Source organism: Seohaeicola nanhaiensis, assembly GCF_042654245.1.
Lineage (GTDB): Bacteria > Pseudomonadota > Alphaproteobacteria > Rhodobacterales > Rhodobacteraceae > Seohaeicola_A > Seohaeicola_A nanhaiensis.
Map to the genome: position 1 here is coordinate 461,562 of NZ_JBHSGI010000002.1, position 16,500 is coordinate 478,061.

The 16,500-nt window shown below is 63.4% G+C and carries 15 protein-coding genes; 3 read left to right on the top strand and 12 right to left on the bottom strand.

The features are described from left to right. Nucleotides 1-48 precede the first annotated feature (48 nt). The 5 genes from ACFO5X_RS02410 to gatC form a co-directional block, all read right to left on the bottom strand. The gene (locus tag ACFO5X_RS02410; protein ID WP_380715529.1) at nucleotides 49-930 is read right to left on the bottom strand and encodes an NAD(P)-dependent oxidoreductase; all 882 of its coding nucleotides are present in this window, start codon (nucleotides 928-930) and stop codon (nucleotides 49-51) included. Nucleotides 931-1,033: 103 nt separating this feature from the next. Further along, the gene (locus tag ACFO5X_RS02415) at nucleotides 1,034-1,708 is read right to left on the bottom strand and encodes an N-acetylmuramoyl-L-alanine amidase (protein ID WP_380715531.1); all 675 of its coding nucleotides are present in this window, start codon (nucleotides 1,706-1,708) and stop codon (nucleotides 1,034-1,036) included. 3 nt (nucleotides 1,709-1,711) lie between these two features. Continuing rightward, nucleotides 1,712-2,575 (bottom strand): hypothetical protein, encoded by an 864-nt coding sequence (locus tag ACFO5X_RS02420; protein ID WP_380715532.1) that lies wholly within the window; start codon nucleotides 2,573-2,575, stop codon nucleotides 1,712-1,714. Then, nucleotides 2,566-4,053 (bottom strand): Asp-tRNA(Asn)/Glu-tRNA(Gln) amidotransferase subunit GatA, encoded by a 1,488-nt coding sequence (gatA, locus tag ACFO5X_RS02425; protein WP_380715534.1) that lies wholly within the window; start codon nucleotides 4,051-4,053, stop codon nucleotides 2,566-2,568. Before gatA ends, ACFO5X_RS02420 begins: the two co-directional genes overlap by 10 nt. After that, complete coding sequence (gene gatC, locus ACFO5X_RS02430; protein WP_380715535.1) at nucleotides 4,050-4,337, bottom strand: Asp-tRNA(Asn)/Glu-tRNA(Gln) amidotransferase subunit GatC; 288 nt, start codon at nucleotides 4,335-4,337, stop codon at nucleotides 4,050-4,052. Before gatC ends, gatA begins: the two co-directional genes overlap by 4 nt. A 333-nt stretch (nucleotides 4,338-4,670) precedes the next feature. On the opposite strand from gatC, the gene ACFO5X_RS02435 reads away from it, so the two are divergent. Continuing rightward, nucleotides 4,671-5,087: a VOC family protein gene (locus ACFO5X_RS02435; protein ID WP_380715537.1), complete on the top strand. Its 417-nt coding sequence runs from the start codon at nucleotides 4,671-4,673 to the stop codon at nucleotides 5,085-5,087. On the opposite strand, the gene ACFO5X_RS02440 is transcribed toward ACFO5X_RS02435, so the two are convergent. Together ACFO5X_RS02440 and ACFO5X_RS02445 are read right to left on the bottom strand one after the other, a co-directional pair. Next, entirely contained in the window at nucleotides 5,084-5,875 is a 792-nt protein-coding gene (locus ACFO5X_RS02440; protein ID WP_380715538.1) for a C40 family peptidase, read from the bottom strand. The genes ACFO5X_RS02435 and ACFO5X_RS02440 overlap by 4 nt on opposite strands. A 90-nt stretch (nucleotides 5,876-5,965) precedes the next feature. Further along, a complete protein-coding gene (locus tag ACFO5X_RS02445) occupies nucleotides 5,966-7,126 on the bottom strand; it encodes an MFS transporter (RefSeq protein WP_380715540.1) in 1,161 nt (386 codons plus the stop codon). A gap of 387 nt (nucleotides 7,127-7,513) precedes the next feature. On the opposite strand from ACFO5X_RS02445, the gene ACFO5X_RS02450 reads away from it, so the two are divergent. After that, the gene (locus tag ACFO5X_RS02450; protein ID WP_380715541.1) at nucleotides 7,514-7,894 is read left to right on the top strand and encodes a hypothetical protein; all 381 of its coding nucleotides are present in this window, start codon (nucleotides 7,514-7,516) and stop codon (nucleotides 7,892-7,894) included. A gap of 13 nt (nucleotides 7,895-7,907) precedes the next feature. Here the strand turns inward: ACFO5X_RS02450 and ACFO5X_RS02455 are convergent, their stop codons facing one another. From ACFO5X_RS02455 to ACFO5X_RS02475, 5 genes are all read right to left on the bottom strand, one after another. Then, nucleotides 7,908-9,071, bottom strand: a complete 1,164-nt coding sequence (locus ACFO5X_RS02455) for a P-loop NTPase family protein (RefSeq protein ID WP_380715542.1) — start codon at nucleotides 9,069-9,071, stop codon at nucleotides 7,908-7,910. Between the two features lie 10 nt (nucleotides 9,072-9,081). After that, complete coding sequence (locus tag ACFO5X_RS02460; RefSeq protein WP_380715544.1) at nucleotides 9,082-11,202, bottom strand: dynamin family protein; 2,121 nt, start codon at nucleotides 11,200-11,202, stop codon at nucleotides 9,082-9,084. 33 nt (nucleotides 11,203-11,235) lie between these two features. Next, nucleotides 11,236-12,042, bottom strand: a complete 807-nt coding sequence (locus tag ACFO5X_RS02465) for a dynamin family protein (RefSeq protein WP_380715546.1) — start codon at nucleotides 12,040-12,042, stop codon at nucleotides 11,236-11,238. Continuing rightward, a complete protein-coding gene (locus ACFO5X_RS02470) occupies nucleotides 12,039-14,009 on the bottom strand; it encodes a dynamin family protein (protein WP_380715547.1) in 1,971 nt (656 codons plus the stop codon). Before ACFO5X_RS02470 ends, ACFO5X_RS02465 begins: the two co-directional genes overlap by 4 nt. 311 nt (nucleotides 14,010-14,320) lie before the next feature. Beyond that, a complete protein-coding gene (locus ACFO5X_RS02475; RefSeq protein ID WP_380715549.1) occupies nucleotides 14,321-15,415 on the bottom strand; it encodes a helix-turn-helix domain-containing protein in 1,095 nt (364 codons plus the stop codon). 345 nt (nucleotides 15,416-15,760) lie between these two features. Here ACFO5X_RS02475 and ACFO5X_RS02480 point away from each other — a divergent pair, with 345 nt between their 5' ends. Further along, a complete protein-coding gene (locus ACFO5X_RS02480; protein ID WP_380715550.1) occupies nucleotides 15,761-16,456 on the top strand; it encodes a metal-dependent hydrolase in 696 nt (231 codons plus the stop codon). Nucleotides 16,457-16,500: the final 44 nt, after the last annotated feature.

Sequence of the window (16,500 nt, forward strand, 5' to 3'; positions counted from 1 at the left end):
AATTTTCGGAGGCAACCCCTCGGAGCGAGGGATTGGCCAAGCGCCCGTTCAGGCCTCGGGCGCCGTTCGGAACAGGCGGACAAGCTCCGGGACATAGGCATCGCCGTGCCCCTCCGCCACCGCTCCCGAGAGGGCGGCGGACACCGCATCTGCGACCGTTTTCTGCGCGCCCGAAGCCTCGGACATGCTGCGGTAATAGTCGATGTCCTTCAAGGCGTTGGAGACGAAGAACGGCAATCCGTCGCGGTTCTGCGAGACGATGTAGGGGGCAAGACGGTCGAGTGCGACGCTGGCCCCGCCGCCGCCGGCCAGCACATCCACGAACACCTGCGGGTCGACTCCGGCATCGCCAGCCTGGGCAGCGGCCTCGGCCAGCAGGGTCATGAAGCCGATAGACACATAGTTGTGCAGGAGCTTGAGCCGGTGGCCATGGCTGAGCGGGCCAACGTGATCGACCTTTTCGGTGAAAGAGGCTAGCACCGGTCGCACCCGTTCGAGCACCTCGGCCGGGCCGCCGGCAAGCAGGTTCAGCGTCCCTTCATGAGCGTGCTTTGCTGTCCGGGTCATCGGCGCGTCGATATAGTCGCCGCCGGCCTTGCGGATGACTTCGCCCATGCGCAGCGTCGACTCGGGCAAAGCGGTCGAGCAATCGACAACCACGGTGCCCGCCCGGATCGTTGTGGCAATTCCGTCCTTTCCGGTGATCACCGCCTCGACCTGAGGCGAGCCGGTGACGCAAAGAAGGATCACGTCGGAAGCCGCGGCCACTTCGGCGGGGGTCGCACAGGCGGTGGCGCCGAGCGCGCGGATTTCGTCCGTCGGCTGGTTGCCGGGGTGGTCGAGAAAGCTGAGCGCAAAGCCGCCGCGCGACAGAACGTTGCGGGCGATTCCGTGGCCCATGAGGCCGACACCGATGATACCGACGTGCATTTCGAGGATCTCTCCGTTCAGACTGTTCTGCCATGCGACCTATCGGGAATGGCGGGGCGATAAAAGCCTGAACCGAACCGCCAGCCCGAAAGCGATGGGCCGATCAGGCGAGGTCGCCCGCCGCCGGCATTCCTGCGACGGCAGCCAGGTCCTCTGCCGTGAGAGGCCCCCGAGCCCAGGGGCGCAGGCGCAGGCGAACGTTGGCCAGCAGCAGGGCGTCGTCGACCGGTGCGGTGAAACCTGCGCTGCGGGCGAGATCGCGGAAGGCGGCAGGCGAGACGTCCGGAACGATGGATGACTGTATCGGGGCAGCAGCAAGTCCCAGACGTCCGAGCCGCGCCCAGTCAAAGCGCGGTCCGGGGTCGGTCTTTCGGCCGGGCGCCATGTCGGAATGCCCGATCACGCCTTCCGGTCGAATGCCATGGCGGGACAGGATGCCCTCGAGCAAGGGTTCGAGCGCCGCCATCTGCAGTTCCGAGAAGGGATGTGTCCCGGTGTTGTCGAGCTCGATCCCGATGGAGCGCGAGTTGATGTCCCCCTGCCCTGCCCACTCGCCCGCGCCGGCGTGCCAGGCACGCATTTCTTCCTGGACGAGGTGCCAGACTGTGCCGTCATTGCCAATCAGATAGTGCGCCGAGACCTCCGCCTCGGGGTCACAAAGACGGTTCAGCGCGGACAGCGCATCGCGCATGGCCGTGAAGTGCAGCACCACCAGGGACGGGCGCAGACCGTCGCGCCGCGGGCCGAAATTCGGAGACGGATGCCAGCGCGGCGGCAAGGTCTAGTGCTTTGTCGCCGTGCGGAAGGGCGCCGGGTTCCAGTCGCAGGCAAACCCGTCGCCATCGGGATCGAGGCCGCGCCGATCACGCTCGGGGCCTCCGCTGGCCAGGAAGTCGATCTGCGCCTGATCCGCGGAGGGATAACGAGCGCAGGCTCGTTCAGTGTGGCCGGGCAATCTCAGTCCGCTGCGATTGTACATCTGAGTTCCGCGTTCGTGCGTGGTTTCCAGCGCGAAGGTCACGATGTTCGGGCCGGCCGAGCCATCACGCGTCGGCAGCGCGGTCGGCTGGATCAGCTGGTATTGCTGCCGGTTTCGGGCGATGCGTTCCGCGTCGCTTTCGATGGTGCGGGAGTTGGCGACGGATTTGAAGTCGTTTTCCGTCGACAGGCCGGCGGAGTTTTCGACCGCAGGTGCAGGAGCCTCGACCACAGGTGCGGGAACCTGGATCTCCGGCGCAGGGTTCGAAGGGCTGGCGACCACCGGCGCCACGCCCGAATTGGAGCTGGACGCGGCCAGGGCGGCGGCGGTTTCGGCCGCAAGATCGGCATCGCTCGACGCATTGGCCAGGAAGCTGTCTGTGGTCTGCGCCGTCGCCGGTGCGGGTCCGTTCGGCACCACGGAGGCAGCGGATGCCACGCCAGCCGGCGCGGGCGGCAGCGCCTCACCGGACACAGCGGACGGCGGAATGAACAGGCCGTTTGCGGCAGAGGCCGCGCTGGGAGCCTGCCCGCTCATTTCATCGTAACCCGAGTCGGGCACTTGCGTTGAGCAGGCGCCCAACGCGCCTGCGAGGATCAGGATCAGGGGTACCCGCATTACACACGCCTCGATGTTCTTATTGATTGAGGCCGTTTTTACCACCATTTCGCCGGTTTGGCCACAAACTGAGCGGCGGTTTCCAGCGCAAGGGCGGTATTGAGCAGATCGCCTTCCTCCCACGGGCGGCCGATCAGCTGGAGCCCCAGCGGCAGACCCTGCCGGTCCAGTCCGGCGGGCACCGCAATTCCGGGCAGCCCTGCAAGGTTGACCGTCACGGTGAAGACGTCGTTGAGATACATCTGCACTGGATCGGCATCCTGCATCTCGCCCAGACCGAAGGCAGCCGAAGGGGTGGCGGGCGTCAGGATCGCATCCACGCCCTGGGCGAACACATCCTCGAAATCCTTCTTGATCAGGGTCCGCACCTTGCGGGCGCGGTTGTAATAGGCGTCGTAGAAGCCGGCGGAAAGGACATAGGTGCCAACCATCACGCGACGCTGTACTTCCTTGCCAAAACCTTCGGCGCGGGTCTTTTCGTACATCTCGGTGATGCCGTCGCCCTGCGACAGCTTCGCCCGATGGCCATAGCGCACGCCGTCATAACGGGCGAGGTTCGACGAAGCCTCGGCCGGCGCGATCACGTAATAGGCCGGGAGGGCGTATCTGGTGTGCGGCAGCGAGATGTCGACAATCTTCGCACCAGCGTCCTTCAGCATCTCGGCGCCGCGGGTCCAGAGCGCCTCGATTTCGTCGGGCATTCCGTCCATCCGGTATTCCTTGGGAATGCCGATGGTCTTCCCGCGGATGTCGCCGGTCAGCATGGCCTCGAAGTTCGGCACGGGCAGGTCGGCGGAGGTGCTGTCCTTGGGGTCCGACGAACACATCGCTTCGAGCATGATCGCCGCGTCACGGACGTCCTTGGTCATCGGGCCGGCCTGGTCGAGCGAGGAGGCAAAGGCGACGATGCCCCAGCGCGAACAGCGCCCGTAGGTCGGCTTGATGCCGGTGATGCCGGTAAAGGCAGCGGGCTGGCGGATCGAGCCGCCGGTGTCGGTGCCGGTGGCCGCAAGGCACAGGTCGGCCGCGACGGCGGAGGCCGAGCCGCCCGAAGAGCCGCCGGGGGTCAGCGCGGCGTCATCGTTGCCGCGCCGCCAGGGGTTCACGACATTGCCATAGCAGGAGGTTTCGTTTGACGAGCCCATCGCGAATTCGTCCATGTTGAGCTTGCCGAGCATGACGGCGCCAGCATCGATGAGGTTCTGGCTGACCGTCGATTCATATTCCGGTCTGAAGCCATTGAGAATACGGCTGGCGGCCTGGCTTGGCACACCCTTGGTGCAGAAGAGATCCTTTATGCCGATGGGCAGGCCACACATGGCAGGCGCATCGCCCTGCGCCAGACGCGCGTCGGCAGCCTTGGCGCGCTCCAGCGCGATATCGGGGGTCTTGTGGACGAAGGCATTGAGCGCATTGGCGTCGTCGATGGCCTTGAGGCAGGCCTCGGTCAATTCCACCGAGGTGGTCTCTTTCTTGCGCAGGGCGTCGCGCGCGGCGGCCAGCGTCAACGTGTTCAGCGCGCTCATTCCACCACCTTCGGGACTGCAAAGAAACCTTCGCGCGCATCGGGCGCGTTCGACAGGACCCTGCCCTGCTGGTTGCCGTCGGTAACCTGATCCTGACGTCGTTTCAGCTTCATCGGCGTGACCGAGGTCATCGGCTCGACGCCATCGACGTTCACCTCGTTCAGCTGTTCGATGAAGCCGAGGATCGTATTGAATTCGGCGGCGAGGCCCGGCAAGGCCTCGGGCTCGACCTTGATCCGCGCGAGTTTGGCCACGCGGGCGGCAGTGGTTTCGTCAATCGACATGGGTCATCTCCGAACGGTCCCGCGCCGTTTACCGCCATGCGCCTCTGCCTTCAAGGCCGCCTTGCCTGTCCGATCGATTCCGGCTTGCCCCGAAGCGCGGCGGCGCACAGGATCGCGGCATCATGGAGGATCTTGGTCCGGCGACACAAAAGGTCGTCAAAGGCCGGGCAGTTCGAGATGGACAAGGCGGCGACGGGGGCGACCGGTGATATGTCCTCAGTACGAAAAATGGGAACGCCGATTTCAAGGCTATGAGACGGCCGGCTGTCCGCGCAGGAAAACGGACGAAAATCCTCCAAAGACGTTGCTGACCCTCAATTACAGGAGACCGGTATGAAGCTTACCCTGCACCATGTGAATGTCGTGACCGAAAACGTCGAACGGCTCGACGCCTTTTACCGGGACGTGCTGGGCCTGGAACGCGAGACCGAGGGGCTGCCGGTGCTCGAGAAGACAAAGGGCTATGCCGGCGACGTGGCCTTCGTGACCGACGGGGCGATCCAGACCCATCTGGCGCAGAAGGACGTGCGGGCGGGATTTCGAACCGGGCAGATCGTCAACCCGGTCAGTCACGGCCATATCGCCTATCGCACTGATGACCTCGATGCGTTCAAGGCGCATCTCGACGGGCAAGGCGTTCCCTATTCCGACTGGGGCGAGCGCGCGGTTGCGGGTTGGCGACAAATCTTCTTCTACGATCCCGACGGCAATGTGATCGAGGTGCACCAGGTGGACGCGGCAGCGGACTAGAGTGTGGCCCCGACTGACGTATCCCAGATCACCTCGTGATAGTCGAAGCCACCGGCCAGCGTGGGTTTGACAACCTCGAAGAAGGGCGAAAGGTCGAAATCGCGTGGGGTATAAAGCGAGTGGTGCCGGATCAGGAAGACCTCGCGGCGGATGAAATCGCCCTCCTCGCCTTCGACCCGGATTTTCGGCAGAATCGGATAGTTGATCGCCTGATAGGCCTGCGCGATCAGCGAGGAACAAATGGCCCGTGTCGGATCGCCCGACCCGAGATGCAGCATCCGCCGCCGCCACCGCACCGGAACCGGTGGCGTGGGAAAGAAAAATCGCAAAAGGTCGATGATATTGCGCAGGTCGTATCGCGTGCCGAGATGCTCTTTCATGAAAGTGACAAGGGCAATACGGTCGGCATCGCTCAGCCCCGGCGCACGGCAGATGCGCGTGTTGTGGGAGCGGTATTTCGACAGCGGAGCGGCAACGCAGCCTTCGCCCAGATTGACCTCGATCAGGCGGGGACGTTCCGAACCATCCGCCGGTACGGGCAAAGCATCGCCGACATACATGGCCGCATGCGACCATGTGGACTGGGTCAGATATTTGATCCCGACCGAAATCCGCTCGTGGCCTTCAACCAGCAGGACGTCACCGGGGCGCAGGATGGTCTGAAGGCGGTCGAAATCTGAAGGCGTATAGGGGCGGTAACCGGGGCTGGGGCGGTTCAGCTTGGCCGAGAGGCGACGACCGAACCAGTCGAGAAATCGGTCCATCACGGTATCGTTGCGGGCAGTCATGACGCCTTTCCCTGCAGTGCGCGCCCTGTCCTGAAAGGGATTTATGGCGCCCTCAGACGAAATACAGGGGCCTTGCGGCGCTTTTTGGGATCAGGCGTGGCGGCGGCGCGGCAAGGACAATGTCAGGGCGAAGGCGAGGAGTGTCAGCACCAGGAGCGCGATGAAGGCCCAGAAATAGCTGCCTGTCGTATCGAACAGGGTGCCCGCAAGGATGGGACCGAGCCAGGCCAGGGAACTGCCGGCGAACAGCACCCGGCCGAACTTGGCGCCATGGCCGGAGAGGCCGAAATATTCGGCCACGGTAGGTGAGACGACGACGAAAAGCGCACCGTGGCAGAAGCCGTAGAGCGCAATTGTGGGATACAGAAGGGCAAGGTTCCGGAAACCGGCCAAGCCGGCCAGGGCGACGACCATCCCGGCAAGGCAGATGAGATAGGCGTTGCGCCCGCCGATGGCATCCAGGGCACGGCCCAGCACGAGACGGCCGGCAACGCTGGCGCCGCCGACGATGGAGACCAGTCCTGCCGAGCCGGGAACCGAGAGGCCGAGATCGGCGCCATGTGCCGGCAGATGGAGCGGCACGGTCAGGAGGGTCGGCACGAAACAGGCCTGGATCGCGCAAAGGATCAGCAAAGTGCGGCGGTTGCCCGCGACTGGCTGGTCGACCTGCGTGGCCCCCGGAGTCTCTCTCGCTACGGGCGGGAGCGACATCGCCTGCGCGGCCCCGAAGAGCACGATTGCGGCGAGCGCCCCCATGGCGATCACCGTGACGCGCCACCCGACGCCTGCGATCAACAGTGCGACAATGAGGGGCAGCACCATCTGGCCCAGGGCCGTGCCGACCTTGACCACTGCCGTCATCAAACCACGCCGTTCACCGAACCAGTGCGCGACGGTGGACAGCGTTACCACATCATGGGTGCCAAGACCGAGGCCGATCAGGGTGCCGAAAATCGCGAACATCTGCCATGGCGCGCTGACCTGTGACATCAGGGCGTAGCCGAGGCCATAGGCCAGACCTGTTGCCGCAAGCACCCTGCGCGGGCCGAAGCTGTCGGTCAGCCGTCCACCGACCATCGCCAAAAGGCCCATCATGAAGAACGCCAGGGACGAGCAGGCCGAGAACAGTGTGCGGGACCAACCGAACTCGGTTTCGAAGACCTTGAAGAAGAGGCCGAAGGAGAACAGCAGCCCTATCACGGTGAATTGGGTCAGGCATGCGCCCGCGACCACGAGATATCGTGCCTGCACCTTGCATGCTCCCCCATTCGGCCAGACTTGATTAGCGAGTGCAGGACATTACGGCAACGTCCAAGGCGCGGGTGACGGTGCGTGGCGGGAGGAAGAAATCAACCAGGCGTGACCAGCGATTGTTGCCGGTCCGGAGGCTTTACCAGTCTGCCGCAAAGACAATCTCTTGTTTACCAACCATCGCCCAAGTTTCGACAGGTTTTGCTGGCAAATGCCGAGCGTGGGACTCGTCCGTCGGGCAATCCGGCGGCAGGGACTCGCGATACGGCAAAGCGCGCCCGCTGCGGGCGTCGTCTTTTGCCGGCGAAGACCCGGGTCGGTCCGGGCGTTCCGGCCGAAACGGTAGCCCTTTTTGCGTGAGGGCCGAGAGTAACCGAGGATGCCGGAATGAGCGATGAAATTCTGAATACCGAACAGCGCACTGCGATTGGCGTTCTGCTGACCGAACTCCGCTCGGAAGTGAGCTATGGTTATCGCCGGCGGCAGGGCGAAAACTGGTTCGTGCAGCGTGCCATGAAGGGCGACACGGTCGAACTAGCCGAGGTCTTGTGTCAAACTCCGGGCGTGGCGGACCGTATCAAGAACGACGATCTCCCGGATGCGCTGATCGACAACGAGGCGATGCAGGACTTCATCACCTATGTCGATATGGAAGCAACGCGCAACTGGACGCAGCACTATGACATCGAAGTCGCGGACATGATCATCGAGGGGTTCATGGACGCGGCCAGCGCGACTGGCGCGCGCGTTGCGCAATCCCGGTCGTGATGGCGGCGGCGGCTCAACGCCGCCGGTCCCAGATCCGTGTCATGCGCAGCAGGGCGTTGCGCGCCAGACCGCGGGTAATCTTGCCTGAATAACAGAGCAGAAACAGCAGCCCGGCCCCATCCGCCGCCGGCTGGATCAGCAGGTAATGCCCGTCCATTTCAATCAGGGCCGGACCGTCCTCCGGGGCAACGGCGATACCGCCCTCGGCAAGAGGCCGTGCCCAGAGGTCGCGGCACAGCGCGGCGGTGGATTCGGCCAGGCCGGAGCCTCCGGCCAGGCGATTGAGGCCAGCGTCGTGGGCGATGCCCGCCGAAAGTAGCCCGTTCATCCCGCCGGCCATTTCGCGCAGTTCGCGCAATGTGGCTGAATGGGGGGCGGCCGCGTCCGGATCAGTGGCGGGTTCGGTCGGCAGGGCTGTGGCCGGGCGACGGCGCGGCGCGGGCAAATCGAGCCGGCCGGGAATAGCGGCGATTTCACCTGCAAATTCGCCGATCACGCCACAGAGCTCGCGCCCGCCCGAACGTTCGAAGGCGAGGTCGGACTCGGTCGAGGCACCGATAAGTTTCCGGGCCGCACGCAGGAAGACGATGTCATCGAAGAATTCGTAGGTTTCGGCAACGAGGCGCCTGTGAATGCGGCGCAGATCGTCGCGGGATTTGATGTTGTCGCTGCGGGTCACGACCAGCGTGGCACGCTGATGCAGAGAGCGAGGCATACGAGCCACGAGAGTGCGTTCGCTGAGCCGCCACGCCTGGCTGGCGATGGTGGTCCAGACCAGCAGGTCCGCATTGGCGAGCAGCGTCTGCGTCGGCGGCGGAATCATTCCGTCTTCCGGCAAGGACACCTCGATCAGTTCGAGACCGGCCAGTTGCGGCGCATTGACCACAATCTCGCAGGACAGGGCATGAACAAGATCGGGACAGCGGTCGATACGGTCGTAGAGCTCGCTTTCGCCGGTGTCGAAATTGACCAGCGCGTGCGGCTTGCTGCCGTGGCGGATGTGGAAGACCGGGCGATGATCCTGACCGAACAGGTCGGGAGTGACGACCTGGCGCACCATCGCGTTGATCACGCTGGACTTGCCCGAATTCACTTCGCCGCAGACCGCAACTCGCACCGGCCGGCGAGCGGATGGCTCGACCTTCAGGGAGGTGAGATTCAGCGTCCGGGCATTCATGCTTTTGTCCTCAGGCCGCGCGCGACAGGGTGGTGCGACACAGCGTGTTGTCATTTACAGCAAGATATTGGATGCGCCGCTCGAGGACCTCAAGCTGTCCGTGCAAACGATGCACCATCCGGCGCAATTCTTCCGGATCGCGGGCGATCTGCTCCATTCTTGCCTTGTCAGAGCGCAGACGGCGGCTGCGTTCCTCCGTCGCGCCTTCAATCATGCGTCGGATCACCTGCATCCGATTCTGTCCGGCAACCGCACGTGCGGCAAGCGCCTCGCTGAAGGCGGTGACAATCGTCTGGATCGCCGGTCGCAGGTCGGCCGCGGTGATCTGGCGCAGGGCATCCATGGTCTTGGCCAGGTCGATTTCGCGGCGGCGCCAGAAGGCCCAGGTGCGGGCGGTGATCAGGCCGAGGTCGATGCGCTTGCGCGCGAGGGTCAGTGTCGAGGCGAAATCGTCCCCGGGAAGACCCTCCATCGTGATGCCATCGGTTTCGGACTCGAACGCGCCGGCTGCGGCAGCCTTGGTGCCGGCGAGCCCGTTGTCCAGCACTTTGTCGATCTCGGCCCGGGCAGCGGCATAGCGGGCGGTGATGGCTTCCTCCAAGTGGGCGCGCAGGGGCAGAAGGTCGATTTCCATTCGGGTTGGCGGTGCTCCGGCGGTGGCACTTTCCGACAGCCGCGTCGCAATATGCTCCTGCTGTTCGCCGATGAAGTCGGCAATTGCCTTGTCCAGTGCGGAAGTGAGAGCGGTTGTGGACCGGCTCATGATCCCGTCGATCTCTTTTACCGCGGTGGCGCAGGCAGCTTCCACCTTCGTGGCTATGCCTTCCAGCTGTTCAAGTTCGCGCTCCAGCGCATTGAAGGCGGCCTGCGCGTTGTTCGCGCTCATCCGCTCGACCTGCATCTGGATCGAGTCGCGTTCGCGCCGGGTCGCGGATTGCAGCGCGGCGATTTCGGCGCGGGCGTCCTCGACCAGTTGCGCGATCTGCTGGCTGCCGATGCCGTGGTCGATCACCATAGACAGCGTGCGCTTCACATCCTCGAGCCCCGAAGCCAGCAGAAAGCGTTCGCGTTCGGTCGCCGGGACAAAGCCGTAGGCGCTGTGCAGGTACGAATGCAGGTGTTCGTCGTCGAGCGCCTCGCGCATCAACGCGGCCTCATCGTCGCCGCGCAGGGCCAGGTCGGCGAACCAGGCGCTGCCCGCGTGAATGGTGAACTCGACATCAGGAATGGCTGCTTGCAACCGGCGGGAGACATCCCCCACCACACGCTGAACATCGGTGTCGAAATCGTCGAGCTCGTCGATGCGGTTAATGAAGACGATCACGTCCTTGTCGTCCTGCTGGGCGAGGATCCGCATTAGGGCCACGTCAACCTCGGTCAGCGCCTGATGGGCGGAGAGGACCACAATGAACACATCCGACTTGTCGAGGCTGCGACAGGTGAATTCGTCGCGGACGAGAAAGGGATCGTTGACCCCGGGCGTGTCGGTAAGAACCGTCGGCACGGCAAACTCGGGACGGCGGAAGTAGAGATTTGCGACGCGGGTGATCGCCGCATAGCGGCCCGGTTCGGAACGGCCGCCCGGGCCTTCGTCTCCGTGACCCGCGCAGACATAGCGCTGCAGCAGCTCGGGCGTCAGAACGTCATAATCGTGGTGAGTTCCCAGCAGCGTCTGGTAATAGGCGCCAAGCCGTTCCTGCGCGCGGGTCTTCATGGCCTCGGTCTGTGCGCGCAGAAGATCGGCATCGAATCCGGGAAGCAGCTGTTCGGTCAGGCGACGCACTTCGGACCCACCGTTGACGATCTCGTCCCAGGCGGTTTCGTCGAAGAACTCGAAACGTGCACCGGTTTCGGGATCGCCCGCCAGATTGATGCGGAGGTTGGTCACAACAGACGTCCAGGGATTGACGTCAGACGGCAGGAAATCCTGTTGTCCGAGGAAGGCGTTGAGAAAGCTCGACTTACCGGCCTTGACCTGGCCGATCACCGCGACACGTGCCGCCCAGTTGTCGAGGCGCACGCGCAGTTGCGCGAAGGTGTCGCGCGCCGGGCGGCCTGCAACGCCTTCGATGCTCAGCAGCGTGTCGCGAAGGGCGTCGATTTCCTTGCGTTGGCTTCTGGCGATCTGCATTGGCGCTCTCCGATCCGGCAGCGGGTCGAGTTCTCAGGGCACGCGACGGGCGGATGGACTGGCGCCATCGCCTGCCGGCATCAGACGGCGCGGCACGATGACCTTGCCACGTGGACGCCGGGTTGAGCGGGCCGAGGACAGAACCTCGGGGAGAATCCGGTCCGGATTGAAGTCGGGTGCAGCGATTCCCCCCAGCGTAGTCAAGTTCCGCGCCATGTCCACCAGACGCGCGGCGAAGTCGGCGACCTGGGCGGAGTCGAGCGCTGAGACCATCTCTATATGCTGAAAAAACCCGCCCGCCTCGCGTTCGACCCTACGACGCACCTTGGCACGTGCCATATCGTCCGGGATCAGGTCGGCATGGGTCAGAACCATCACGCTGATTCCGCACAGATGGTCGGGCATTTCCTCCCATACGGCCTTCTCGCTTTGCCGCCAGGCCTGGTTCGCGTTGGAACACCAGACGACCATATCGGCGTAGGGGATCATCCGCTCCCAGCATTCCGGGGGGATGTTTGGGTCGGAGTTGCCGGGGGTGTCTATCAAATCCATATGGTCTAGCGCCGGAGACCGGGTTTGAAGCACGCAGAAGCGAGTCGTCATCACGTCGATCGCGTCGAAATCGGTCAATTCATGCCAGGACCCTGAGACGTCAAGGCGCAGCGGGTCGCCATCGCCTGATGAAAGCCACATCGGCGGAAGCGAGGTGGACACCACATGTGAGGGTAGGATGGTTTGCCCCAGAATGCCGTTCAGCAGCCGCGTTTTACCGGCACTGAATTCACCTGCGATGACAATTCGCGGACGCCTTGTCGTGTCCGAGGAGTTCTTGTCGTTCACGCCACCTTCTCCTGCTCGCAAGAGCCGCTCCTCCTGCCCGCCCGGTCGAATTCCTGCTTTTCGCGAACACAGCCGACGATGGTCTCGATAAAGCGGTCCTCGTCCTTCAGGAACTTTTCGAGGATATCACGATTCTGCTCGATATACGGATCGAAGTGGCGTGAAAGAAGATCCGCGATCAGCGTTTCGATTTCGGCGCGTATCGCCGCCTCATAGCGACGGGACGGGCTGTTGAGGCTCCCGATCCGCCAGAAGCGGCGCCACCAGCTGGAATTCAGGTCGAGCGACAGGGTGCGGGCCAAGGCCGTTGGCGCGGCGGGCGGCGGCGGCAACGGGAGATCGATATCCTCGTGATGCGCAGCAAGGGCGAAATGGTCTTCCAGAAAATCGCTGACATCGCGCAGGGCGTCATCCAGCCCCTGCACTGTGCCTTTCCTGAGCAATCTGCAAGCGGCAAGGAAGGCGCTGCGCATCCTCATGCGCAGGCTGATCGCCTCGTATGTCCAAGTATCGCAGGCGCCGACGGTCTTAAGATGAGCGTCCAGCGCGGAAAGTGCCGAGTCGACAAAGCTCTCGCCCGCTCGGACAAGCCGGTCGGACAACTGCCGCCGGCGTTCGTCAGCCATGCCTTCGAAACGGACCAACGCTGCGCAGCGGATGGCATCGCGTTGACCGTTCACGTCGACCAGCGCGGCGGCCGGGCCCGCCGACCGGGCAGCGACCTGATTGACCGTGTCGATCATCCTGGCGAGGTTCTCGATGTCGGCCGCCAGTTGGTCGAGCAGCATCTGCCCAGGCCCCTCGACAATGCGGGTGGAGATGGCGCGGTGCAGGTCGCCGACGCCCGAGGCGTCAAAGGCCACCTGGCGCAGCGTCACGGGATCGTCCAGTTCGCCTGCACCGGCATCGACCCATTTCTCAAGTGCGCCGCGACTGGCCGGCATCATGGTTCCGCAGGTGTCGCCGATCGCACATGTCGCCCAATAACCGGAGCCGACCAGGATGTCGATCTTGTCCGAGACACCCGCCTTTTTCAGGGTCTGACGGATACTGGCGCGAATCTCACGCGTGTCTTCGACGGGATCAGCAAGCGCATCGATGCGGTTTACAAAGATCACCACCTCGCGCGCCTCGACGTTGCAGATGATCCGCAACAACGCCATGTCCATCGTGGACAGAGCCTGATGCGCCGAGAGAACCACGATGCAGACCCGACTGTCGGAGATGGCGTTCAGGGTGATCTGCTCGCGCATCATGAAGGTGTCATTCACGCCGGGCGTGTCGCGCAGACAGAGACCGGTCGGATAGCTGGGGATATCGACAAAGATGTCGGCGAGCTTGGTGACATCGGCGTAAACTCCTTCGCCGAGCGCCTGATCATCCGGATCGCCGTAGCAGATATACCTGTCGATGATCTTCTTTTCGACGGTCTCGAACGCGTGACTGCTGCCCAGAAGGCGGGCGAAATCATCACCCAGCCGCGCCTCGGTCGTCTGCTTCATCTTCATGACCTGCGCGCGAACCGCCGCCGCTTCGGTCTCGAAGCCGGCGCGATGGGCCATTTCTCCGAGGCGACCACCGGTGTCGACGAGCCGGTCCCATTCGAGTTCGTCGAAAAATCGGAACAAGGCCCGGGTATTTGGCGGGCGACGGCGTGAATTAAGGTGAATGGCGGTGATCACCGAGGTCCAGGGATTGACGTCCGACGGCAGCAGATCGGTTTCGCCGATCAGCGCGTTCAGAAGCGTGCTTTTCCCGGCCTTCACCTGGCCAATGATGCTGACTGCAGGTTCGAAGGAGAGGATCTGATCCTGAAGCTCTTCGACCGCGGTCTGCACGAAGGGCAACGGGTTTTCGGCCAGCACGGCGGCAGCTTTTTCGGCGCGCTGCAACCGGCGCCAGAAGCTGTCGAGTTCGGCAAAGCCGCCGGTTCGAAAAAGGGAAAATGTGCCGTTGTCGGTGTTCATGAGGTGTGCTGCTCGGGGTCAGAAATACGCCAGCGCCGGGGGTCACGGAACCGCGGCGGGGTGCCAATCAGGCGACGCGGGCCTTGTTCATCCCAAGACCTCGGCGGGCAAGGTCCGTTGGATCGATGCGCATGTCCTGCCTCTCCACGGGTTTGAATGGCGAGATGAAAGCGTCAGAACCTGCCCAAACTAAGGCGCAATTTTGGAAAATTCTATTGATTGCGCGGCGCGCCGTCTTGCATCCGCGCGCTGATCAGCAAGCGCGCGGATGATTTGTTTTTCCGCTTCGGTTCGGCCGAGGGCCGGGACCGTCAGAGAAGAAGCAGGAAGGGATGGTCGATGCGGTTCTGCCGGTAGAGCGCCTCGCGGATGCGGTCACGGGCGACTCCCATGCGCATGTAACGCACCAGCTTGTCCATCACCGGCCAGAAGGCACCATAGTCGCGCGCCAGCTTTCGCACGAGGAAACGGGCCTTGTAATCCTCGACGGCAACCTCGGCGAGACGGGTCCAGGGGACGGTCAGAAGGACGGCGAAGAAATCCGCCTCGAGATCGAGTGTGTCGGCGCTGTCATAACCGCCGACCGTGACGGCCTCGCGCGCATCGCCCATTTCGAGAGAGGCAAGGCGGTGCGGCGGCAGGAACCCTTCCCCCTGCGCGATATAGGCGCCATGCAGGATATGATGGGCGTATTCGTGAAGCAGGACGTGGCTGGCCACGTTCCGGCAGCCGGCGGCGCAATCGGTCCAGAAGCCGGCATTGACGTGAAGGATATGGCCATCGACCGTCTGTGCAATCGCTGCGCCCGAGTCGGGCGCGAAGAGCGGCATTTCAGTTACCAGTTCGATCTCGAGCCGGGGATCGCGCTCGAACTCGTCTTCGAGGAAGGCGGTGGCCGATAGCCGTTCTTCCGGACGGACGTGGCGGGCGCGGACCTCCTCGGAGAGCAGCACCAGTTCGGCGAGCCGGGCCGGGGTCAGTCGCGGCCGCAAGGGCGCTGGTGGAGAATCTGCGCGGTCATCGCGGTGCCTGATGACGCGCGACTTTGCGGCGATCTCTTCCGCAACGATCCGGTTGATCTGCGCCTTGACCGCGTCGGAAAGCTCGTTGCCGTGCCGCGCCAGCAGAGCCATGAGGCGGTCATCGCCCAGATAACGGCGCGTTTCGACCCGTCGGCGATTTGAGTCCTCGGCCGCTGCGATCAGGGCCAGAGCCGGCGCGGCGCCGGGTTGAAGGCCAAGAACGCGAACATACCGGCCGACGATCTCGGAGCTGCAATGCGCGCGCATGTGCTCGAGATCTTCGACCTCCCCGACGCTTAATCCCACCAGTGCGGCGAATTCCTGCTCTGTCAGTCCCAGCTGCGCGCGGAACTGCGCAGCCGATTTACCAAATGTTGACAACACTTACACAAACCCTTCGAACACAACGGATTGTTATCCGCCAAACACCCGAATCTCGGCCTGGCCTGTATCTCGCCTCGTTTCGGAATTTTGCCTGCCTGCTATATTTCAGGCTTTCTGGCACTGGATTTCCGTTATCCAGCAGAGGGTTGAACATGACCTCTCATTTGTGGCCTTACCTCCTGCCGACAGGGTAGGACAAGGGTCTGGGGCAGACAAATAAATTCGCCACCGTTTTGCCACGATTGCGCCCTGTACGACGGCCTCCGCAACCTGCATCCCAGCCGCTGGGCATGGATTTTCGGCGATCGGATGCTAGGCTGTGGTGCAACCTAAAGGGAGAATACCATGAAGATCATCTGGCTGGGACACGGCAGCTTCCGCATCGAATCGGGCGAAAAGGTCATCCTGATCGATCCCTGGCTGACGGGAAATCCGGTGCTGTCCGAGGATCAGCATGATGCCGCCGTGAAGGACGCGACCACGATCCTGATGACCCACGCGCATTTCGATCATTCGGCCGATGTCGTGGCGCTCTCCAAGCGTCTGAAGGCACCTGTGGTAGGACAGTATGACGTCATGTCGTGGTGGGGCGAGACCCAGGGCATCGAAACCATCGGGATGAACAAGGGCGGTACCGTTGATATCGGCGGAGGCATCCGCGTGAGCATGGTAAAGGCCGAGCATTCCTCGACCTTCGGCTCGCCCGATGGCCCGAGGGCCGGCGGAAGCGAGGTGGGCTTCATGCTGCGTCTGGAGGGGAAGACGGTCTATTTCAGCGGAGATACGGATATCATGGCCGACATGGCCTGGTTCGGGGAATACTATAACCCCGATATCGGGATCCTGTCGGCAGGCGGCCATTTCACGATGGATATGGAAGCCGCCGCCTGGGCGGCGAAGAAATACTTCAACTTCAAGACAGTCATCCCGGGCCACTACAAGACCTTCCCGATCCTGGCGCAGTCGGCCGAGGTGCTGCGCGACGGATTGCCGGGAGTCGATGTCGTGGAACCCCGCCTGATGGAGGCCATCGAGCTATAGACTGCGTAGTAGCCGCTTGCTGAGCCTCCTTTCTCGGCCATGCG